At 71.9% G+C, this 20,641-nt stretch carries 17 protein-coding genes; 5 read left to right on the top strand and 12 right to left on the bottom strand.

The window, feature by feature from the left end; all coding sequences use genetic code 11:
- Positions 1-203: 203 nt before the first annotated feature.
- From smc to ACIHEJ_RS36510, 3 genes are all read right to left on the bottom strand, one after another.
- Positions 204-3,818, bottom strand: a complete 3,615-nt coding sequence (gene smc / locus ACIHEJ_RS36520; RefSeq protein WP_400141980.1) for a chromosome segregation protein SMC — start codon at positions 3,816-3,818, stop codon at positions 204-206.
- A gap of 247 nt (positions 3,819-4,065) precedes the next feature.
- Positions 4,066-4,269 carry a hypothetical protein gene (locus tag ACIHEJ_RS36515; protein WP_030346494.1) on the bottom strand — a complete coding sequence of 68 codons (204 nt, stop codon included), beginning with the start codon at positions 4,267-4,269 and terminating at the stop codon, positions 4,066-4,068.
- A gap of 381 nt (positions 4,270-4,650) precedes the next feature.
- Entirely contained in the window at positions 4,651-4,932 is a 282-nt protein-coding gene (locus ACIHEJ_RS36510) for an acylphosphatase (protein ID WP_400141977.1), read from the bottom strand.
- A gap of 184 nt (positions 4,933-5,116) precedes the next feature.
- Here ACIHEJ_RS36510 and ACIHEJ_RS36505 point away from each other — a divergent pair, with 184 nt between their 5' ends.
- Both ACIHEJ_RS36505 and ACIHEJ_RS36500 read left to right on the top strand, forming a co-directional pair.
- Positions 5,117-6,337, top strand: coding sequence for a CAP domain-containing protein (locus ACIHEJ_RS36505; RefSeq protein ID WP_400142025.1), 1,221 nt, complete (start codon positions 5,117-5,119; stop codon positions 6,335-6,337).
- 668 nt (positions 6,338-7,005) lie between these two features.
- Positions 7,006-7,167, top strand: a complete 162-nt coding sequence (locus ACIHEJ_RS36500; protein ID WP_400141975.1) for a hypothetical protein — start codon at positions 7,006-7,008, stop codon at positions 7,165-7,167.
- An 88-nt stretch (positions 7,168-7,255) separates the two neighbouring features.
- On the opposite strand, the gene ACIHEJ_RS36495 is transcribed toward ACIHEJ_RS36500, so the two are convergent.
- Entirely contained in the window at positions 7,256-7,840 is a 585-nt protein-coding gene (locus tag ACIHEJ_RS36495; protein WP_400141974.1) for a flavodoxin family protein, read from the bottom strand.
- A gap of 124 nt (positions 7,841-7,964) precedes the next feature.
- Here ACIHEJ_RS36495 and ACIHEJ_RS36490 point away from each other — a divergent pair, with 124 nt between their 5' ends.
- Positions 7,965-8,360 (top strand): winged helix-turn-helix transcriptional regulator, encoded by a 396-nt coding sequence (locus ACIHEJ_RS36490; RefSeq protein ID WP_400141973.1) that lies wholly within the window; start codon positions 7,965-7,967, stop codon positions 8,358-8,360.
- Here the strand turns inward: ACIHEJ_RS36490 and mutM are convergent.
- The 8 genes from mutM to recG all read right to left on the bottom strand — a co-directional run bounded on the left by mutM (position 8,333) and on the right by recG (position 15,648).
- Entirely contained in the window at positions 8,333-9,193 is an 861-nt protein-coding gene (mutM, locus tag ACIHEJ_RS36485) for a bifunctional DNA-formamidopyrimidine glycosylase/DNA-(apurinic or apyrimidinic site) lyase (protein ID WP_400141971.1), read from the bottom strand. The genes ACIHEJ_RS36490 and mutM overlap by 28 nt on opposite strands.
- Positions 9,194-9,276: 83 nt before the next feature.
- Entirely contained in the window at positions 9,277-10,089 is an 813-nt protein-coding gene (rnc, locus tag ACIHEJ_RS36480) for a ribonuclease III (protein ID WP_400141969.1), read from the bottom strand.
- Positions 10,090-10,109: 20 nt separating this feature from the next.
- Positions 10,110-10,283, bottom strand: a complete 174-nt coding sequence (rpmF, locus tag ACIHEJ_RS36475) for a 50S ribosomal protein L32 (protein WP_003951102.1) — start codon at positions 10,281-10,283, stop codon at positions 10,110-10,112.
- 2 nt (positions 10,284-10,285) lie between these two features.
- A complete protein-coding gene (locus tag ACIHEJ_RS36470) occupies positions 10,286-10,939 on the bottom strand; it encodes a YceD family protein (RefSeq protein WP_400141967.1) in 654 nt (217 codons plus the stop codon).
- Positions 10,940-11,066: 127 nt separating this feature from the next.
- On the bottom strand, positions 11,067-12,173 hold the full coding sequence (locus ACIHEJ_RS36465) for a cell division initiation protein (RefSeq protein ID WP_400141965.1): 1,107 nt from the start codon (positions 12,171-12,173) through the stop codon (positions 11,067-11,069).
- A gap of 57 nt (positions 12,174-12,230) precedes the next feature.
- Complete coding sequence (coaD, locus tag ACIHEJ_RS36460) at positions 12,231-12,710, bottom strand: pantetheine-phosphate adenylyltransferase (RefSeq protein ID WP_400141963.1); 480 nt, start codon at positions 12,708-12,710, stop codon at positions 12,231-12,233.
- A 26-nt stretch (positions 12,711-12,736) separates the two neighbouring features.
- Entirely contained in the window at positions 12,737-13,324 is a 588-nt protein-coding gene (gene rsmD / locus ACIHEJ_RS36455) for a 16S rRNA (guanine(966)-N(2))-methyltransferase RsmD (protein WP_400141961.1), read from the bottom strand.
- Positions 13,325-13,434: 110 nt separating this feature from the next.
- On the bottom strand, positions 13,435-15,648 hold the full coding sequence (gene recG, locus ACIHEJ_RS36450; protein ID WP_400141960.1) for an ATP-dependent DNA helicase RecG: 2,214 nt from the start codon (positions 15,646-15,648) through the stop codon (positions 13,435-13,437).
- Positions 15,649-15,848: 200 nt separating this feature from the next.
- Between recG and ACIHEJ_RS36445 the strand changes: the two genes are divergently transcribed.
- Positions 15,849-17,690: an HSP90 family protein gene (locus ACIHEJ_RS36445; RefSeq protein WP_400141958.1), complete on the top strand. Its 1,842-nt coding sequence runs from the start codon at positions 15,849-15,851 to the stop codon at positions 17,688-17,690.
- Positions 17,683-20,628, top strand: a complete 2,946-nt coding sequence (locus tag ACIHEJ_RS36440; protein ID WP_400141956.1) for a tetratricopeptide repeat protein — start codon at positions 17,683-17,685, stop codon at positions 20,626-20,628. Before ACIHEJ_RS36445 ends, ACIHEJ_RS36440 begins: the two co-directional genes overlap by 8 nt.
- Positions 20,629-20,641 lie beyond the last annotated feature (13 nt).

Raw genomic sequence — 20,641 nt, 5'->3', positions numbered from 1 at the left:
GTGGGGGTGATCCCATTCAGGTATCCAGTGGCGCACTGGTTCACACCACCCACACCTGAAGGTAAAAGCAACGTTGCAGAGACTATGCCTTCAAGTTTCGAAGTCAATAGTTCAGGTGCTGTGAGTTTTGAGTCACCCAGAGGCTCTCGGTGTTCAAGAAGTGAACACTGAGTCAGTTGATCTTCTTTGTGGATCTTGAAGAGTCAGCGAAGGCGCTGCGAGATGACCTTGGACACGCCGTCGCCCTGCATGGAGACGCCGTAGAGCGCGTCGGCGACCTCCATCGTGCGCTTCTGGTGCGTGATCACGATCAGCTGCGAGGCCTCCTGCAGCTCCTGCATGATCCGGATCAGCCGCTGCAGGTTGGTGTCGTCGAGCGCCGCCTCGACCTCGTCCATGACGTAGAAGGGGCTCGGCCGGGCCTTGAAGATCGACACCAGCAGCGCCACGGCCGTCAGCGAGCGCTCGCCGCCGGAGAGCAGGGAGAGCCGCTTGACCTTCTTGCCCGGCGGCCGGGCCTCGACGTCCACGCCCGTGGTGAGCATGTTGTCGGGGTCGGTGAGCACGAGCCGTCCCTCACCGCCCGGGAACAGGCGGCTGAAGACGCCCTCGAACTCGCGGGCCGTGTCACGGTAGGCCTCGGTGAAGACCTGTTCGACGCGCTCGTCGACCTCCTTCACCACCTGAAGCAGGTCGGCGCGGGTCTTCTTCAGGTCCTCCAGCTGCTCGCTGAGGAACTTGTGCCGCTCCTCCAGCGCCGCGAACTCCTCCAGCGCCAGCGGGTTGACCTTGCCCAGCTGCTGGTACGCCCGCTCGGCGGCCTTCAGCCGCTTCTCCTGCTCGGCCCGCACGAAGGGGCGCGGCTGGTTCCGGGGGTGCTCGGGGTCCTCCGGCAGCTGCTCGCCGTCGGCGGGGGGCGAGGGCGGCACGGGCTGGTGCGGCCCGTACTCCGCCACCAGCCCCGCCGGCTCGACACCCAGCTCCTCCATGGCCTTGGTCTCCAGCTGCTCGATCCGCAGCCGCTTCTCGGCGCCGAGCACCTCACCGCGGTGCACCGAATCCGTCAACTTGTCGAGTTCGGCCTTCAGTTCGCGTCCCGCGGTGCGCGCGGCGGCCAGCTCCTGCTCGCGCCGGGCCTTGGCCGCCTCGGCGGCGGCACGCTCCTGCTCGGCGCGGGCGACGGACACCTCGACATGGGCGAGCAGTTGCCGGGCGCCGGAGGCGACGGCCCCGGCGACGGCCTCCTCGTGACGCAGCCGGGCGCGGCGCTGCTCGGCACGCGTGCGTGCCTCGCGTTCCGCGCGGGCGGCCCGGTCGAGCGAGTCGGCCCGCCCGGCGAGCCCCTTGACCCGCTCTTCGTGGGTACGGACCTGGAGGCGAGCCTCCATCTCGGTCTGCCGGGCGTTGGCGCCGTCGGCGGCGAGCCGGTCGCGTACGGCGGTGTCGGGCTCCTCCTCGACCGGCATCTCCTCGGCGACGGCCAGGCGCTCGGCCAGCTCCTCGGCCTCCTGTACGGCCCTGTCCAGCGCCTCCTGGGCACGTGCGGCCGCGGCGGCGGACCGCTCGGCCTCGCCCGCGGCACCCCGGGCCTGCCCGGCGAGCCGGCCCAGTTGCTGGGCCACGGCCGACTTCTCCCGGTCGGCGGCCCGGCGCCGCTCCCCGAGCTCCTCCACGAGGCCGGCCGCCCGCTTGCGGTGCTCGGCCGCCGTGTGCTGTGCCTCGGCCAGCTCCTCGCAGCGGACCACCAGCTCGGCCAGCTCGGCGGCGGCCTCGTCGACGGAGGCCTGCACCTCCAGCAGGCTCGGCGCACCGGCCGACCCGCCGTGCGCGAAGTGGGCGGCGAAGAGGTCGCCCTCGGCGGTGACGGCGGTGAGTTCCGGGTGGGCGCGGACGAGGTCTTCGGCGTCCTCGAGGGTCTCTACGACGACGGTTCCCCGCAGGAGACGGCGGACGGCGGGCATGAGGTCGGCGGGGCCGCGGACGAAGCGCTCGGCCGGTCGGGGCGCACCGGGCAGTGGTGCGTCGGCGGGTGCGTCGTGGCCGGGCACGCCCGGCGGCGGAGCCGCATCGTGATGCTGCCCCGAGTCCGTTCGGGGCGTGTCCCCCGCCAGGAGGAGTGACGCCCTTCCGCCGTCCTGCTTGCGCAGGAGTCTGATCGCCTCTGCCGCCGAGGCCGGGGTCGTCACGGCGATCGCGTCCGCCGCCGCGCCGAAGGCCGCGGCCAGGGGGACCTCGTAGCCGGGTGTGACCGTGAGGAGTTCCGCGGCCGGGCCCAGGACGCCGGCGAGGCGATCACGGGCGCCGAGGAGTATGCCGGTTCCGTCCTTGCGGCGCAGGCCCAGGGCGAGGGCCTCGTGGCGGGCCTGGGTCGCGGCGCGGGCGCGTTCGGCCGCGGTGGCCGCCTCGCGGGCGGCGGTGAGTGCCGCCTCCGCTTCCGTCAGCTGCCGCTTGGCCGCCTCGTGCTGCTCGGCGAGGTCCGCGTCGTCCGCGTCGAGGCCGTCGACCTCGGCCTTCAGAGCCTCGTACTCCTCCTGGGCGCGCACCGCGCGTTCCTGCGCCTCGTCGCGGGCCGTGGCCAGCCGGTCGATCTCGGCCTGGGCGGAGGCGGCGCGTGAGCGGGCCGCGTTGACCTGTCCGGAGAGGCGGGCGAGTCCCTCGCGCCGGTCGGCGATGGCACGGGCCACGTCCTTCAGCCGGCGCTCCTCGACGGCCAGCTCCCGCTCCAGCTCGGCGCGGTGGGCGACGGTGTCGTCGAGGGCGCGCTGGGCCGCCTCCAGGGCCGCTTCCAGCTCGGCCTCCTGCTCGCGGACGCGGGCGGCCTCCTGCTCCAGGTCCTCCGGGTCACGGCCGCGCCGTTCCTCCGCGGGGGCGGAGGTGGCGCTCTTCACCCGGGCGTCGGCCAGCGAGATCGTGCCGCGGACGCGTTCGGCCAGCTGGGACAGCTCGTACCAGGTCTGCTGGGCGCGCTGGAGGCGGGGCGTGAGCTGCCGTACCTCGTCCTCCAGCAGGGCTTCCCGCTGGAGTGCCTTCTTCAGCTCCTGCTCGGCGGCTTCCTTGCGCTCCTTGAGGGCGGCTTCGTCGGCGATCTCAGTCCTGAGCGCCTCGCGGAGTCGTACGAGGTCGTCGGCCAGCAGCCGCAGACGCGCGTCCCGCAGGTCCGCCTGGATCACTGCGGCCCGGCGGGCCACCGCCGCCTGCCGGCCGAGCGGCTTCAGCTGGCGGCGCAGTTCGTCCGTCAGGTCCTGCACGCGCGCGAGGTTGGCCTGCATCGCGTCCAGCTTGCGGAGGGCCTTCTCCTTGCGCTTGCGGTGCTTGAGGACACCGGCCGCCTCTTCGATGAAGGCGCGGCGGCCCATCGGATCGGCGTGCAGGACGGAGTCGAGCTGGCCCTGGCCGACGATGACGTGCATCTCGCGGCCGATGCCGGAGTCGGAGAGCAGTTCCTGGATGTCGAGGAGGCGGCAGGTGTCACCATTGATCTGGTACTCGCTGCCGCCGTTGCGGAACATGATCCGCGTGATGGTGACCTCGGCGTACTCGATGGGCAGGGCCCCGTCGGAGTTGTCGATGGTCAGCGACACCTCGGCCCGGCCGAGCGGCGGGCGGCCGGTGGTGCCGGCGAAGATGACGTCCTCCATCTTGCCGCCGCGCAGCGACTTGGCGCCCTGCTCGCCCATGACCCAGCTGAGCGCGTCCACGACGTTGGACTTGCCCGAGCCGTTCGGTCCGACGACGCACGTGATGCCCGGTTCGAACCGGAGCGTGGTCGCCGAGGCGAACGACTTGAACCCGCGGAGGGTCAGGGCCTTGAGGTGCACGCCGCCGGACTCTACCGGGCGCCGCTATCTCACTCCATGAACCCCCGCAACCGCGCGGTTTCGCCACTGAACATGCAGGGCAGACCGTACGTTAAAGAGGGTGAAAGGATGCGCGGGGAAATAGAAAGAAGGGACGCCGAAGCGTCCCTTGCAGTTCTCTACGGCTGGGTCACAGCCGCTGGATCAACTGAGCGGTTGATACGGGCAGCCCCACCACTGCGACTGCTGTCGTGAAGCGATGCAGTGATCAGGTGAGCGCAGGCTCCGCCTGGTGTGCGTCGATGCTCTCCATGATCCTGTCCTGAGAGGCGGCAGCCGTCAGCGCTTCGTTCTCCGCCTGGATCCGTCCGAGCTCGGACTCCAGGTCCTGCACACGCTGCTGCAGCCGTCGCATCTCGGCGAGGAGTCGAGGGTCGGAGCCGCCGACGTAACCGAGAAGCGCCTTTGCCATGATGGATGGTCCTCCACAATGAGTGACCGACCGATGCGGTGTGGGTCGTGAGGGATTTGCACCCGCGGTGCTTGGCACATCCGGGTGTTGCTCTGCTGTTGCTCCATGCCAAACAGCTAAGGTGCGCGGGGCTTTCAGCGTCTCACCAAAAAGTTTGACGGTCAACACGATCACGCCCTGTATTGGCGGGCGAACCGGGTGCGCGGCCGGAAAAGTGGCGGCGCTGGGAGTCATCCGGAGCCCTCAGGGCGTGACGATCAGCTGTACCAGCGGAGCCTCCCACGCCACGGCGTTCTTGGCAACCACCAGGTCGTTTCTGCTCTCCGCATGTGCCCCCGGCAGTTCGCCGCACCCCGGCCTGCACGGCTTTACAGAAACGGCTCAGCGGATGGCGAAGCCGTCGTAGCCGCCCCGCGGTGTGTCCCAGATCTCGGTGACACCGTCGACGTGGCCGGGCGTGTCGTCACCCTCGAGCCAGTCGAGCAGCCCCTCGCAGTCCGCACGCGAGCCCTCGGCGACCACCTGGACCCGGCCGTCGGCCAAATTGAGAGCAAAACCACTCAGGCCGCCGATCTCCAGCGCCTTGGCGCGCGTGAACCAGCGGAAACCCACACCCTGCACGCGTCCACGCACCCAGGCGACCAGCCGTACATCCTCGCTCATGGATGCAACCTAACCGGCCGATGTCGCTCGGAGCGCATCGCCCCTCGGGGGCATGGGGTACCGTCCCGACCCGATAAATCTCATATGAAACTCACTCGTTCGAGTGAGTCGGGTTGGCCAGAGGGAGTCACGCACGGCGCACCGGCACCGGGCCGACCGCGAGGACGAGGAAGAGGGCAAGGACATGGGACGCCACCGCCGCTCCGCCGCCGACCGCGCCGCCACGGGCCACGCCACGGGGGGCACGCACACACGCCGTTCCGCTGCCGGCGCCGGAGGGACCGCAGGTGGCGAGGGCTCCCAGGACCGGTACGCGGACGGCTCGTACGGGGGCGGCCGGGTGCCCCGGGGCATCGCTCCGTATCTGAACCCCGAGGCCTACGCCGACGCGACGGCCAGGGCACACGCGTACTTGTTCGAGGCGGAGGACGGTCGGCCGCTGGGCGGTGACGGTACCGCGGGCGGCGGTTTCACCCCGGAGGGCGGCCCGGCGGACGGCTCCGCCCACCGCGGCCGGCGCCGGAAGAAGGGAACGCGGCCGGTGCGGACGGGCCTGCTCGGGGTGTCGGCGGCCGTCGCCCTCGGTACGGCCGCCGTGGCCACGGGCGTGGTGCCCGGCCTGCAGCACTACAAGCTCGGCGGTGCCACGCACACCACCGGCGGCGACCGAATACAGGCGGCGGACTCCCCCACCGACACGGCCATGGCGCAGGGCGGCACGTCGGGCAGCGCCGACGGCGGTACCGGCACCGCCCCGGCCGGCCGGAGCACCGGGCCCGCGGCGTCCCCGAGCCCGTCCCCCTCCGCGTCGTCCTCCGCCCCTTCCGCCCCTTCCTCCCCGTCCCCCTCCGTTTCCCCTTCGAAGTCTGCCTCGCCGAAGCCGCGGGCCACCGAGGCCACCCCGTCGAGGACGGCCGCCCGGAAGCCCGCCGTCCCGAAGGTGACGCCGTCCACGCCGAAGAGCCCTCCGTCGCGCACGGCGACCGAGGCACCGACGCCGAGCTCCGCGCCGGTGACGGTGTCGGCGCAGGCCGCCGCCGAGGCGCAGGTGCTGAAGCTCGTCAACGAGGAGCGGGCGAAGGCCGGCTGCAGCCCCCTGGCGGCGAGCTCCTCGCTGACCAGGCTGGCCGAGTCCTTCAGTGGCGACATGGCGACCCGGGACTTCTTCGACCACACCGACCCGAACGGCAGGACGCCGTGGGACCGGGCGGCGGCGGCCGGGGTCACCGACCTCGGCGGCGAGAACATAGCCCGCGGGCAGGCCGACGCGGCGTCCGTGATGCAGGCTTGGATGGCCAGCCCCGGCCACCGCGCCAACATCCTGAACCGCGACTTCAAGACTCTCGGCGTCGGTGTCCACTTCGGCCCGGGCGGGCCCTGGTGGACGCAGGACTTCGGCTATTGAGACAGCCGCAGGTCAGAGACCTACGCGCCGTCCTGGGCCGCGTCCGGATCCCCGTCATCGTCCGACCGCCATCGCGCAAGGAGACACCTGCTCGGGAGGAAGCTACGCCTGACTTGCCCGGTCGAGGTCGATCAGATGCTCCTGGACCGGCTCGTACGACCCGTACACCATCACGTCGAAGAAGGCCCACCCCATCCCATCGTGGGGGAACGGCACCACTACCAGGACGGTCCGGGCGGCACCATAGCCGTGTCCGTGACCAAGAGCGGCACGGCTCACCGACCAGGCCCGGCCGGCCCTCGCCGCCGTTGAGGGCGGGACGGTGGTCGAGGCCGGCACGGGAGCGCGTGACCGACGGCGTCCGTACAGAGCCCACCCTGAACCGGGGCAAGACCTACCGGCTCGACCTGGTGTGTATCGGCTGCGACAGCGGACAGTTGACCTCGACACCGTCCGATCGAAGCGCCCAGCACGTACAGCAGCGAAACCTCGGCGACCTACTCGCCCGTAGTTCGCATGGAGGGCCCACCGCGACACCCCCGTCCGGGCCGTCTCCGGACCGTGCGGGGGTGCTCAACGATGACCGACGCCGACAACCACCTGCTCAATCACAGGTCGCAGCGTTGATCGGTTGCACAGCTGTGTACAGTCCGCGGCCAGGGGGCGCTGTGGACCGGGACGACGACACCGAGTACCACCAGGCCCTGACAAGGACGTGGGTCATGGTGGCGATCGCCTCGTGCTGCTCGCTGCTGGTCCTCGTGTTCGTGGTCCTGGCCGTTCTCGGCGTGGGCGTTTTCCTGGCTCTCGCGGAGGCCCTCGGCCGATAGCCCGTCGCAGCGTTGATCGACGACCCGGCCGGAGTCCGGAATCCCCCGGCCCTGCGCTTCTTCGGGCCCCGATGCTCCGGCGGCTCCCCTAGGCGGCGAGGCGCCCCCGGGTGAACACGGTCGCCGTCTCGGCCACCCGGCGGCCCAGGTGCTCGGCGGTGGCGATGTCGGCCTTGTGGACGGCCTCCGGGCCCTCGTCGGTGTTGCTCTGGGCGGCGGCGCCGGCGAAGAAGCCGAGGCGGTTCAGGTCGTTCTCCGACGCGGTGCTGGCGTTCCAGCCCGGGTGCAGGCCGAGGTTGACCCAGGTCATGCCGTGCTGGGCGGCGAGCGTCTGGAAGAACTGCAGGGTGTGCAGCTTGTCGCCGCTCTTGGACGCGGAGTTGGTGAAGCCGGCGGCCAGCTTGTCCTTCCAGTCCTGGCCGAACCAGCGCTTGGAGGTCGCCTCGGCGAAGACGTGGAAGGCACCGGAGGCGGTGCCCATGTAGGTGGGCGAGCCGAAGACGATCGCGTCGGAACGGTCCAGCACCGCCCACTCCTCGTCAGTGATCTCGTCGACCTTGATCAGGTGCGCCTCGGCACCCGCGTCGGCGGCACCGGCCCGGACGGCCTCGGCGAGGACGGCGGTGTGGCCGAAACCGGAGTGGTAGGCGACGGAGATGACAGGGCTGGTCATGAGGACTCCTCGAAAGGGCAGCTGGGAAGCTTGGGCAGCTCACATTGAACTAACCACAGGAAAGCACTATCCAGAAGTTAGTGCAACCTGGTGGTTAGCGCTGCACGCGCGTACCCTGGTTGGCATGAGCGCCACCACTCCGGACCAGGACGACCTCGCCTACGACGTCTTCGCCAAGGCCTGCCCGTCGCGCGGAACGCTGGAGCACGTCACCGGCCGCTGGGGCGGGCTGACGCTCGGCGCGCTGTACGAGGGCTCGCTGCGCTTCAACGAGCTGCGCCGCCGTGTCGACGGAGTGAGCGAGAAGATGCTGTCCCAGACGCTGCACGCGCTGGAGCGCGACGGACTGGTGCACCGCGAGGCCCAGCCGACCAACCCGCCCCGGGTGGACTACGAGCTGACTCACCTGGGCCGGCAGGTCGCGGGGCGGCTGCTGGCGCTCATCCACTGCGTGGAGGGCGCCATGGACGACGTCCTGGCGGCCCGTGCGCGCTACGACGAGACGCGCGGCGGCCTCTGACACTTCGGGCAGAAGTAGCTGGAGCGGTTCATCCAGGCACGTCGGCGCATGGGCGTCCCGCACCGCTTGCAGGGCAGACCCTCGCGGCCGTACGCGTCCAGGGAGCGGTCGAAGTAGCCCGACTCGCCGTTGACGTTGACGTACAGGCTGTCGAAGCTGGTGCCGCCGACGGCCAGGGCCGCGTTCATCACGTCCCGGATGTGGCCGAGGAGTGCGGTGGTGACCGGGCGGGTGAAGTTCGCGGTCGGGCGCTCGTAGTGGATACGGGAGCGCCAGAGCGCCTCGTCCGCGTAGATGTTGCCGACCCCGCTGATCAGTGACTGGTCGAGCAGGGCCCGCTTGACGGTGGTCCGCTTGCGGCGCAGCGCCAGGTGGAAGGCCTCGTCGTCGAACAGCGGATCGAGGGGGTCGCGGGCGATGTGCGCGATGACGTCGGGCAGGCCCTCGGAGGTGTTGTCGTGCAACGACAGTCCGCCGAAGGTGCGTTGGTCGACGAAGCGGAGTTCGGTGCCGAGCGAGTCGGCGAACCGGACCCGGATGCGCAGGTGCTTCTCGTCCGGCGCCTCGTGCGGCTGCACCAGCAGCTGGCCGCTCATGCCGAGGTGGGCCAGGACGGACTGGTTGGTCTCCTCCAGCGGCAGCCACAGGTACTTGCCGCGCCGGCTGGGGGTGCCGATGTGGTGGCCCTTGAGCCGGTGCGCGAAGTCGTCGGGGCCTGCCAGGTGCCGGCGCACGGCGCGCGGGTGCAGCACCTCGGCCTCGGCGACGGTGCGGTGCGCGACCCAGCGCGCAAGGCCCCGTCGGACTACCTCGACCTCGGGCAACTCGGGCATCGGGACCCCCCGTACGGAGCGTGGATGAGCCGAGCGCCCGCCCCGGTTGTGAACGGCGGGGCGGGCGCTCGGGACTGCTGTCGTCAGGCGGAGGCCGACGCCTCGTCGGTGCTCTGGGCTGCCTCGGCCGCCGCGGCCGCTTGGGCCGCCTCGGCCGCCGCAGCCGCCTTGGCGCGCTCGTCCGCCGCGGTCCGGATGGACCGCCAGGCGGACTCGGCGGCCTGCTGCTCCGCCTCCTTCTTGCTGCGGCCGGTGCCGGTGCCGTACGAGACGCCTCCGACGCGGGCGGCAGCAGTGAAGGTCTTCTCGTGGTCGGGGCCGGTCTCCGTGACCAGGTACTCGGGCACGCCGAGCCCCTCGATCGCGGTGAGCTCCTGGAGGGACGTCTTCCAGTCCAGGCCGGCTCCGAGGTTGGAGGACTTCTCGATCAGCGGGTCGAAGAGCCGGTGCACCAGCTCGGACGCCGCGTCGAGGCCCTGATCGAGATAGACCGCGCCGATCACCGCTTCGAGGGTGTCGGCAAGGATGGATGCCTTGTCCCGGCCGCCCGTGCCCTCTTCACCACGGCCGAGCCGGATGAAGGCGCCCAGGTCGAGGCCGCGCCCGACCTCCGCCAGCGCACGCGAGTTGACCACCGCGGCCCGCAGCTTGGCCAGCTGGCCCTCGGGCAGGTCGGGGTGGGTGCGGTACAGCGTGTCCGTGACGACGAGACCGAGGACGGAGTCACCGAGGAACTCCAGCCGCTCGTTCGTCGGCAGACCGCCGTTCTCGTACGCGTAGGAACGGTGGGTCAGCGCGCGCACCAGAAGGGCGGACTCGACCTTGTAGCCGAGCCGCCCTTCCAGAAGCGTGTGGGACGAGGCCTGGTTTTCCGCCGCCTTCTTGGGACTGGACACAGTGCCTCTCACCAGCCCGCTCAGACTTCGAGGACCTGGCGCTTGTTGTAGGTGCCGCAAGACGGGCACGCGATGTGCTGCTGCTTGGGCTCGTGGCAGCGCTCGCACGCAACCAGGGTGGGGACCGCAGCCTTCCACTGCGACCGGCGGTGGCGCGTGTTGCTGCGCGACATCTTCCGCTTCGGAACAGCCACGGCTACTTCTCCTGCTTCTCGTCGGCGCGTGCTGACTGAGGCGCGCCGCCGCTCATCTCGTCCTTCTCGCCGTCTTCGAGTGAACCGGCGAGTCCCTGCAATGCCGCCCAACGGATGTCGACGGCGTCGTGGTGGTGGTCCGGGTCGTCCGCGAGCCGCGCTCCGCACTCGGAGCACAGGCCCGGACAGCCTTCCTGGCACACCGGCTGCATCGGCAGTGCGAGCACCACCGCATCGCGCAGCAGAGGTTCGAGGTCGAACAGTCCGTCCTCGAGGAAGAACCTGTCCTCGTCGTCCTCGGCGTCGTCGCCCGGTTCCGCGATCACGCGGCCCCGGTCGTCGGCGTCAGGGTACGAGAACAGTTCCTGGAAGTCCGCTTCGAGCTCCAGCTCGACCGGCTCCAGACACCTTACGCACTCCCCCTCGGCCTGTGCACGGGCGGTGCCTGTGACGAGCACCCCTTCCATGACCGACTCGAGCCGGAGCTCGAGCTCCACCGGGGCGCCTTGCGGCACTCCGATGACCCCCTGGATGCCGAGATCGGCGGGAGCGTCGATCGTGCGGGTCAGGCGCTGCAGCGCGCCAGGACGCCGACCCAGCTCGTGCGTGTCGAACACGAGGGGGTTGCGGTGGTCGAGGCGGGCGTTGGAGGCCATTCCTGCTTTCGATCTTCGAGCTCGGAGGGCCGCCGCCCGTGGGTACTGCGGGCAGCGGTGATCGCGGACGTACGCGCGACCGAACAGCCAGGATACTGGACCTTTCGCTCAGGACCCAATCCGGGCGTCACTGCAGACCGCGGCCCTGCTCGTACGCCCTCAGCTGCTCCGCGCTGATCATGCTCGTGTCGAAGAGGCTGGTCTCGTCGAGGGCGTAGCCCTGCTGATGGTGCTGCTGGGCCTGCTGGGCCTGCTGCGGGTCGTAGGCGGCCTGCTGGGGGTCGTAGGAGCCCTGGAAGGGGGCACCTCCCGCCGGAGCGAAGCCGGAGGCGGGGGAGGAGTACGGGTCGGCCTGCTGGTAGCCGTACGGGTCCTGCTGGCCGTAGGCGGGCTGCTGCGGGAAACCGCCGTAGGGGTCCGGCTGCTGCTGGTCGTAGGAGTAGGCCGGCTGCGGCTCGTACGACGGCTGCGGCGGCTGCTGCGGCCGGTCACGGCGTTCGGCCGGGGTGTCCTGCTCGGCGAGGGCCGCGAGGTCGGCGAGGTAGTCGGCGTCGCTGGAGTGCTGGAAGGTCGTGGAGTCGTCGGCGAGGGCGCCGAGGTCGTCCGTGGCGATCCGGCCGTGCAGCTTCTGCCGGCCGCGGCCGACGGCCTCCAGGGTCTTGGCGAGGACCGCCTCGAAGGCGCCGAGCTTGACGTCGACGTACTGGTCGGCGTTGTGGCGCAGGGTCTCCGGGTCGTGGCTGCGCTCGGGGGCGTCCTCGTCCTCGTAGCCGTTCTCGTCCAGGCCGGGTCCGGTGCCGAGCAGCTTCTCGCGGCCACGGCCGACCGAGCCGAGGGTCTTGGTGAGGACGACCTCGAAGTTGGCGAGCTTGGAGTCGACGTAGTCGTCGGCCTCGGCGCGGATCTCCTCGGCCTCCTTGCGGGCCTCGGCGAGGATCCGGTCGGCCTCGGCCTGGGAGCGGCGGGCGATCTCGGTGCCGGAGACCAGCGAGCCGCGTTCGGCGTGCGCGTTCTCGATGATCCGGTCGGCCTCCATGCGGGCCTGCTCGACCATCTGGTCACGGTCGCCGATCAGCTCCTGCGCCTGTGCGAGGGAGCCCGGCAGCGCCTGGCGCACCTCTTCGAGCAGCGCGAGCAGCTCGGCGCGGTTGACCACGCACGACGCCGACATGGGCATGGACCGGGCACCGGAGACCGTGGAGACGATCTCGTCGAGCTTCTTCTGCACGTCCACCTGTGCTCGCCACTCTCTACAGCCGGGTTGGAGACGGACGGGACGACTGTAGCCCCATCAGTCCTTGCGCAGGCGCTCGTTCAGGGCCCGGAGCACCGGGGCGGGCACCAGGTGGGAGACGTCTCCACCCCAGGCCGCGACCTCCTTGACCAGGGAGGAGGAGAGGAAGCTGTAGGTGGGGTTGGTGGGCACGAACAGCGTCTCGACGCCGGTGAGGCCGATGTTCATCTGGGCCATCTGCAGCTCGTAGTCGAAGTCGCTGACGGCGCGCAGACCCTTGACGATGGCGGGGATGTCGCGCTGCTTGCAGAAGTCGACGAGGAGGCCGTGGAAGGCCTCGACGCGGACGTTGGCGTACTCGGTGGTGACCTCGCGGATCAGCTCGATCCGCTCCTCGATCTCGAACAGGCCCTTCTTGGACTTGTTGATCATCACCGCGACGTAGACCTCGTCGTACAGACGGGAGGCGCGGGCGATGATGTCGAGATGTCCGTTGGTGATCGGGTCGAACGACCCGGGACAGACGGCGCGGCGCACTTGTGATCCCTCGCTCTCCGGTCCGGTCATCGTGCGTCTTCGCACGTAGAGGCGGCGCGACCGTACCAAAACGTTCCCTCGCCGTAGCGACGGGACCGGATCGCCTCGAAGCCGTCCGGCCAGCGGAATTCGCCGCCTCTGGTGCTGCGCTCCACGGTGACGAGCGCTTGCTCAGCGAGCCACCCTTCCGAGTGGAGTGTGAGCAGAATCTCGCGAAGATCGTCGTCCGTGACGGCGTACGGGGGATCGAGGAAGACCAGGTCGTACGGGTCCTCCGGTGCCGGCTGCCTGATGATCTGTTCCGCTTTGCCTGCTCTGACCTCGGCGCCCGGAAGGCCCAGGGACTTCACGTTCTCGCGGACGATCCTCGCCGCGCGGGCGTCGGCCTCGACGAGGAGGGTGTGGCTCGCGCCCCGGGAGAGCGCCTCCAGGCCCACGGCGCCCGAGCCCGCGTAGAGGTCCAGGACCCGCTCGCCGTCCAGGGGGCCGCCCAGCAGTGACTGCCAGGTGGAGAAGAGACCTTCGCGCGCGCGATCTGAAGTGGGGCGGGTTCCGGTGCCGGGGGGTACCGAGAGGCGCCGTCCGCCGGCCCGGCCGGCGATCACGCGGGTCATGTGGGGTCCTTCTTGGTGGGCGACTTCACGGTTCATTGTGGCTGTTCGGGCCCGTGCGGCGGTAGCCGCATACGGAGTACGGCCCCGCGCCCCTGCGGGGGCGCCTCCCCTCAGCCCTTTTCCAGGTACTGCTCCCTCTCCTCGTCCAGGAGGGCGTCCAGGGCGGTCCGGAGACCCGGCAGACGCTCCAGCTCGGGGTCCGCCGCCACCAGCGCCGCCGCCTCCTTCCGCGCCTCCGCGATGACTTCCTCGTCCTCGATGACCGCGAGGACGCGCAAGGAGGAGCGGGCGCCGGACTGGGTCTGGCCGAGGACGTCGCCCTCGCGGCGCTGTTCGAGGTCGATGCGGGAGAGCTCGAAGCCGTCGAGGGTGGAGGCGACGGCGTTCAGCCGCTGGCGGGCCGCGCTGGCCTCGGGCATCTCGCTGACCAGGAGGCACAGGCCGGGGGCCGACCCTCGGCCGACGCGGCCGCGCAGCTGGTGGAGCTGGGAGACGCCGAAGCGGTCGGCGTCCATGATGACCATGGCCGTGGCGTTGGGGACGTTCACGCCGACTTCGATGACCGTCGTGGCGACCAGGACGTCCGTCTCGCCGGCCGCGAAGCGGCGCATCACGGCGTCCTTGTCGTCCGGGTGCATGCGGCCGTGGAGGACCTCGACCCGCAGGCCCTGGAGGGGTCCGCGGCTCAGCTGGTCGGCCACGTCGAGGACGGCGAGCGGCGGGCGCTTCTCGGCCTCGTCCTCCGGGGACTTCTGGGCGGCCTTCTTCGGGTCGGCCGCCTCGTCGACGTCGTCGCCGATGCGGGGGCAGACCACGTACGCCTGGTGGCCGTTCGCCACCTCCTCGCGCACCCGCTCCCAGGCGCGGGCGAGGAAGTGGGGCTTGTCGGCGGCCGGGACCACGTGGGTGGCGATCGGGGAGCGGCCGGCCGGCAGCTGGTCGAGGACCGAGGTCTCCAGGTCGCCGAAGACCGTCATGGCGACCGTGCGCGGGATGGGGGTGGCCGTCATGACGAGGAGGTGCGGGGGTTGTCTGCCCTTCCCGCGCAGGGCGTCGCGCTGCTCGACGCCGAAGCGGTGCTGTTCGTCGACGACGACCAGTCCGAGGTCGTGGAACTGGACCTTGTCCTCGATCAGGGCGTGGGTGCCGATGACGATGCCGGCCTCGCCGGTGGCCAGGTCCAGCAGAGCGTGGCGGCGGGCCGCCGCGCCCATGGAGCCGGTGAGCAGGACCACCTTGGTGGCGTGCTCGGCGCCGCCCAGCATGCCGCCCTCGGCCAGCTCGCCCATCATCTCGGTGACCGAGCGGTGGTGCTGCTGCGCGAGGACCTCGGTGGGCGCGAGCATGGCCGCCTGGCCGCCCGCGTCGACCACGGCGAGCATGGCGCGCAGGGCGACCATCGTCTTGCCCGAGCCCACTTCTCCTTGCAGCAGGCGGTGCATCGGGTGCTCGGTGGCCAGGTCGTCGAAGATCTCGCGGGAAACCTTCCGCTGCCCCTCGGTGAGGGTGAAGGGCAGGCGGTCGTCGAAGGCCGTCAGGATGCCGTCCGGCTTCGGGGTGCGGGGGACGGCGGGGAGCTGGGTGTCGGCGTACCGGCGGCGGGCCAGGGCGACCTGGAGGACGAAGGCCTCGTCCCACTTCAGCCGGGCGCGGGCGTCGTCGATGTCGGCCTTGGTGTGCGGGCGGTGGATCTTGAGCAGGGCCTCGGGGAGCGGGAGCAGGCCGCGGCCCGCGCGGAGGGAGTCCGGGAGGGGGTCGAGGGCCTCCTGGACGCTGGGCAGGACCGTCTGGACGGCCTTGCCGATCTTCCAGGACTCCAGCTTGGCGGTGGCGGGGTAGAGGGGGATCAGGGCGCCGGCCCAGGTCTCGACGGTCTCGTCGCTGTCGCCCCGGAGCAACTCGTAAGCCGGGTGTGCCAGTTGGAGTCGCCGGTTGAAGACGGAGACCTTGCCGGCGAACATCGCGCGGGTGCCCGGGAGCAGTTCCTTGTGGGGCTTGTGCACGCCGTTGCCGAAGAAGACCAGTTGGAGCCGGCCGCTGCCGTCCGTGATGGTCACCTCCAGGCGCTGGCCCTTGCCCCGGGGGGCCTTGGCCGAGGCGAAGGTGTGCAGGCGGGCGTCGGCGACCTGGGCGACCACCGTGACGTGTTCGTCCATCGGGAGGTCGGCGAGGTGGGTGAGCTGCCCGCGCTCCTCGTACCTGCGCGGGTAGTGGTGCAGGAGGTCGCCGACGGTCTGCAGGCCGAGGTGCTCGGCCATCACCTTCGCGGTGGCGGGGCCGAGCACCTTCTTCAGTGGTTCTTCCAGTGCGGGCACGAGATCCATTGCACACCACGCCACTGACAATGCCGTACACGCTGCCCTGCGGATTCGTCCCGCGATGTCGGAGAGATTCGGGAAACCCCTGGTCAGGTGGCCTGTTCCGCTCTAGGATGACGCGCTCCGGCCATCCCCCGCGGTCACCGGCCCATCCGGGACCGCCCGACCCCGCGCCGTCCCCGTCTCCCCCCTCCGGCGCAGTGACGATGGACTCCCAGACCTCACAGTCATCCCAGGCATCCCAGTCACCTCACTCACCTCATACGTTCCAGGTCGACCTGCGTGGTCTGGTGGACCTGCTCTCCCACCACCTCTACTCCAGCCCCAAGGTCTATCTGCGCGAGCTGCTGCAGAACGCCGTGGACGCCATCACCGCCCGGCGGGCGGCGGAGCCGGGTGCCCCGGCGCAGGTCCGGCTGTACGCGGCGGACGGCGGACTGCGGGTGGAGGACAGCGGCGTCGGACTCACCGAGGCGGACGTGCACAGTCTGCTGGCGACGATCGGGCGCAGCTCCAAGCGGGCCGAGAGCCTGCAGGAGGCCCGGTCCGACTTCCTCGGCCAGTTCGGCATCGGCCTGCTCGCCTGCTTCGTGGTCGCCGAGCGGATCCGGGTGGTCAGCCGCAGCGCCCGTACGCCGGACGCCCCGCCGGTGGAGTGGACGGCGTGCGACGACGGCTCGTACACCGTGCGCACCCTGCCGGACGCCGAGCGGCCCGAGCCGGGTACGACCGTGCACCTGGCCGCGCGGGCGGGGGCGGCCGAGTGGCTGGCGCCCGAGCGGGTCCGCACGCTGGCCCGGGACTTCGGTGCGCTGCTGCCGTACGACGTCCGCGTGGGCGAGGAACGGATCACCGATCTGCCCGCGCCCTGGGACCGGCCGTATCCGTCCCCCGCCGGGCGGCGGGTGGCGCTGGCCCGGCACTGCCACGAGCTGTTCGGGTTCACACCGCTGGACTCGATCGACCTGGACGTGCCACTGGCCGGGATCCGCGGGGTGGCGTACGTGCTGCCGTCGGCGGTCAGCCCCGCCCAACGGGCCACGCACCGGGTGCACCTGAAGGGCATGCTGCTGACCGAGCGGGCCGAACAGCTGCTGCCGGACTGGGCGTTCTTCGTGCGCTGCGTGCTGGACACCGACAGCCTGCGGCCCACGGCCTCGCGCGAGTCGCTGTACGAGGACGAGACCCTGGCGGCCGTGCGGGAGGCGCTCGGGACACGGATCCGGTCCTGGCTGACCGGGCTGGCCGCCGGCGATCCGGAGCGGCTGACGGCCTTCCTCGCCGTGCACCACCTGGGCGTGAAGTCCCTGGCCCGGCACGACGGCGAGATGCTGCGCACGATGCTGCCGTGGCTGCCGTTCGAGACGACCGACGGGCAGCTGTCCCTGGAGGAGTTCGCGCAGCGGCACCCGGTGGTGCACTTCACGCGGACCGTCGAGGAGTACCGGCAGGTCGCGCCGATCGCCGCCGCGCAGGGCGTGGGCGTGGTCAACGGCGGCTACACGTACGACGGCGAGCTGGTCGAGGCGCTGCCGTCGGTGCGGCCAGGGACGGTGGTCGCCGAGCTGGACGCGGACACCGTGACCGCGCACCTGGACGCGGTGGACCCGGACGAGGAGCTGGCGCTGTCGGGCTTCCTGGCGGCCGCGCGGGCGAAGCTGGACCCACTGGGCTGTGACGTCGTCCTGCGGGCCTTCCGTCCCCTCTCCGTGCCCGCGCTGCACCTGGACGACCGGGGGGCCCGGCACGAGCAGGCGCGGGCGGCGGCCGAGGAGCAGGCCGACGACCTGTGGGCGGGCATCCTGGGCTCGCTGCGCGGCAGCGCTCCGCGCGCGCGTCTGGTGCTCAACCATCTCAACCCGCTGGTGCGGCGCATCGGTTCGCTGCGCGACCGGGAGCTGATCGGCACCGCGACCGAGTCGCTGTACGGGCAGGCGCTGCTGATGGCGCAGCGCCCGCTGCGGCCGGCCGACTCGGCGCTGCTCAACCGTGCCTTCATCGGCCTGCTGGAGTGGGCGACCATGGAGAGGGCGACGGGCGATGAGTGAGATCACGGACTTCGACGGGCTGCGCCGGGCGATGGCGGAGAACGGCGAGCAGCCGGAGGGCCCGGCCCGCAACGCGCGCGCGGAGCAGCTGCTCGCCGAGGCGGAGCGGCTGAACATCCCGCTCGCCGTGATCGAGGCGCTCGGGCACCAGCTGAAGGTCTACAACTACAGCTCCGAGAAGGACAAGATGTTCGTCCCGTTCGCGCGGCTGCTGCGCCTGTGGGACGAGCGGCCCGAGGACTTCGACGAGTACGAGGCGCACTCGCTGCACTGGGTCTTCAAGTGGATGTCGGCGGGCATGCTGGACCAGCCGCACGTCCCGCTGGCCTCGGTCGAGAAGTGGCTCGGCGAGATGGAACACCGCTACCGGCTCGCCGGATACTCGGAACGGGCCGTGCGCAGCGCGGAGTTCAGCGTGGCCTCGCACGTCGGAGACCTGGCGCGGGCCGAGCGGGCGTACGGGGCGTGGCTGGCCGCGGACCGGGACGAGATGGCCGACTGCCACGCCTGCGAGCTGCACGGGCAGGGCATCTGGCAGGTGGAGCGCGGCCGGGACGCGGAGGCGCTGCGGATATGGGGGCCGGTGCTGGAGGGCGAGTACAGCTGCGCGCACGAGCCGCACACCGTCCTCGCCTCCTCGCTGACCCCGCTGCTGCGCCTCGGGCGGGTGGAGGAGGCCCGGGCGCACCATCTGCGGGGCTTCCGGCTGGTCCGCCCCATGGAGAGCATGCGGAGCGCGTACGCGGATCACGTGGAGTTCTGCGCGCTGACCGGGAACGAGGCGCGTGGTCTGGAGTTGCTCGCCGAGCGGCCGGCGTACTTCACGGACACCGGGCACCCGCGCAGCCGGCTGGAGTTCATGGCCGTGGTGACGCTCCTGACGGACCGGCTGACCGAGCTGGGCCTCGGTGAGCGGCAGGTGCCGGGACCGGCCGGGCGGACCTGGACGGCGCGGGAACTCGCCGGGCACGCGCGCGCGGAGGCGCTGGAGCTGGCCGACCGGTTCGACCTGCGCAACGGCACCGTGCACGTCGGCGACCGGATACGCGCGCGCATGGCCCAGCGCCCTGTGGTGGACCGGCTCCCGCTGGGCATACGCACGACCCGCTCCGTCGCGGCACCGGCTCCCTCGGCGACTCCCCCGGCGCGCCCGGCCGAGCCGGACCTGCCGTCGCTGCTCGCGGAGGCACGGCGGCTGTCGGACGCCCTCCAGCCGCACGCGCTGGAGGCGTGGGCGGCGGTCGCGCGGGCCGCGCGGGACGTGGAGCTGGACCCGCGGGCCCGCGCGGAGGTCACCGACCACGAGGCGATGGCCCGCGGCCCCGAGGGTGTGGAGCTGTTCGACCGCGCGGCCGAGCTGTACGCGGAGGCGGGCGACCCCGGCGAGGCGCTGGCGGCACGCGCGCGCGGGGCGTACGTCCGTGCCCTGCGGGGCGAGCCGGCCCCGGCGGTGACGGCGGTCACCGCGCTCTACGACGAGGTGCTCGCCCTGTACGCCGAGGGGGCCACCGGAGTACGGCAGACGGCCTCGGTCCTGATGAGCCGGGCCCGCATCCTGGTGCACCGCGTGCACGGGGGGCCGCCGGGCGCGGTGCCGGACGGGCCGGTGCCGGACGGGTCCGTCGTCGGTGGTGCGCTGGTGGCGGCCGAGCAGGCTGTGCGGGAGGTGCTCGCGCTGGTCGGCGGGCGGGTCGGGGACGACGTGCGGCTGGCGGCCCGGGTCGCGGAGGCGCGGGCCATGCTCGGCGAGCTGGCGGAGCGCCGGGGGGACGCCGAGCGGGCCGCGGAGTCGTTCCGGCGGGCGGCTGCCGAGTACGTGGGCGCCGGGCTGCCGTGGTTCGCGGTGGAGTACCAGGTACGGGTCGCGGCACTGGCCCATCAGGCGGGCGACCTCACCGAGGCCGAGCGCGCGCTGCGGGCCGCTCTGGAGCACGGCGGCGCGTACGTGGAGCCCATCGGGCGGGCCCAGCTGCATCTGCAGCTCGCCGAGGTCGTCGGCGGCCGGGGTGAGCCCGTCGAGGCCGCCGAGCACGCGCTGGAGGCCGCGCACCGGGCCGACGAGGCCGGTGAGAGCGGCACCCTGGGCGCCTGGGCCCGGCAGCAGCTGGGTGGCTTCCTGCTGCGGCAGGGGCGGTGCGCCGAGGCCGCCGAGGTGCTGGAGTCGGCGCTGGCCGAGCTGAACGCCGAGACGCACGGCGACGGGGCGGTCGTACAGGCGCGCTGGTGGCTCGGGGACTGCCTGGAGGAGCTGGGCGAGCACCGGGCGGCGGCGGAACACCGGCTGCGGGCCGCCGAGATCGCCCGGCACTGGCCCGAGCAGCAGGACCACGCCACACTCGCCCACCTGGCCGCCGAGTCCCTGGGCAACGCCGGTCTGCCGGCGGAGGCCGACGAGGCCTACGCGCGCGCGGGCGAGCTGTGGCGTGCGCTGGGCAACCCGCAGTTCCTCGTCCGCTCGCTGCGCGCCCGCGGCTGGCTCGCGCTGCGCGGGGAGTCCGGGGTGGAGGGCGCTCGGGAGCTGATGGTGGCCGCGGTGCACACGTGCGAGCGTGCGCTTCAGGCCGCGGCGGACCCGGTGGCCCGCGAGCAGCTCACGGCGGAACTGGGCACCACCCATCACCAGTTCGGCGACCTGCTGGCCCGCTCGGTGGCCGAGGAGGCGGAGGACGGGGTGATCCAGGCCGCGTTCGAGGCCGCGCTGGTCCAGATGGACCGGGCGGTCACGCTGTTCGGCTCGCTCGGCGTGGACGGGCTGCACAGCCGTACCGGCGCCGAACTCGCCGCGGGCTGGCTGGAGGCCGACCTGGCGCGGGCCGCCGACGCGGCGGCACGCGCGCGTGGTGTGCTCGCGGCCTATGCGGGTGCCGACGCCGAGGAGGAGACCGCCGGGGCCCGGCGGGCCGAGGCCACGCAGCTGCTCCAGGCGGTGGAGGAGTGAGCAGAGCCCGGAA

The organism is Streptomyces sp. NPDC052301, from assembly GCF_044593395.1.
Lineage (GTDB): Bacteria > Actinomycetota > Actinomycetes > Streptomycetales > Streptomycetaceae > Streptomyces.
Note: the sequence above shows the minus strand (reverse complement) of the source record. Positions and strands in the feature narration are given on the sequence as shown.

Excerpts from the sequence above, each read along its gene's own strand:
- ACIHEJ_RS36495 (WP_400141974.1), bottom strand. The coding sequence starts at position 7,840 with ATGACCAGCCCTGTCATCTCCGTCGCCTACCACTCCGGTTTCGGCCAC.
- ACIHEJ_RS36490 (WP_400141973.1), top strand. The coding sequence starts at position 7,965 with ATGAGCGCCACCACTCCGGACCAGGACGACCTCGCCTACGACGTCTTC.
- ACIHEJ_RS36440 (WP_400141956.1), top strand. The coding sequence starts at position 17,683 with ATGAGTGAGATCACGGACTTCGACGGGCTGCGCCGGGCGATGGCGGAG.
- ACIHEJ_RS36510 (WP_400141977.1), bottom strand. The coding sequence starts at position 4,932 with ATGAGCGAGGATGTACGGCTGGTCGCCTGGGTGCGTGGACGCGTGCAG.
- rsmD (WP_400141961.1), bottom strand. The coding sequence starts at position 13,324 with ATGACCCGCGTGATCGCCGGCCGGGCCGGCGGACGGCGCCTCTCGGTA.
- ACIHEJ_RS36515 (WP_030346494.1), bottom strand. The coding sequence starts at position 4,269 with ATGGCAAAGGCGCTTCTCGGTTACGTCGGCGGCTCCGACCCTCGACTC.
- ACIHEJ_RS36505 (WP_400142025.1), top strand. The coding sequence starts at position 5,117 with ATGGGACGCCACCGCCGCTCCGCCGCCGACCGCGCCGCCACGGGCCAC.
- ACIHEJ_RS36470 (WP_400141967.1), bottom strand. The coding sequence starts at position 10,939 with ATGGCCTCCAACGCCCGCCTCGACCACCGCAACCCCCTCGTGTTCGAC.
- mutM (WP_400141971.1), bottom strand. The coding sequence starts at position 9,193 with ATGCCCGAGTTGCCCGAGGTCGAGGTAGTCCGACGGGGCCTTGCGCGC.
- ACIHEJ_RS36445 (WP_400141958.1), top strand. The coding sequence starts at position 15,849 with ATGGACTCCCAGACCTCACAGTCATCCCAGGCATCCCAGTCACCTCAC.
- recG (WP_400141960.1), bottom strand. The coding sequence starts at position 15,648 with ATGGATCTCGTGCCCGCACTGGAAGAACCACTGAAGAAGGTGCTCGGC.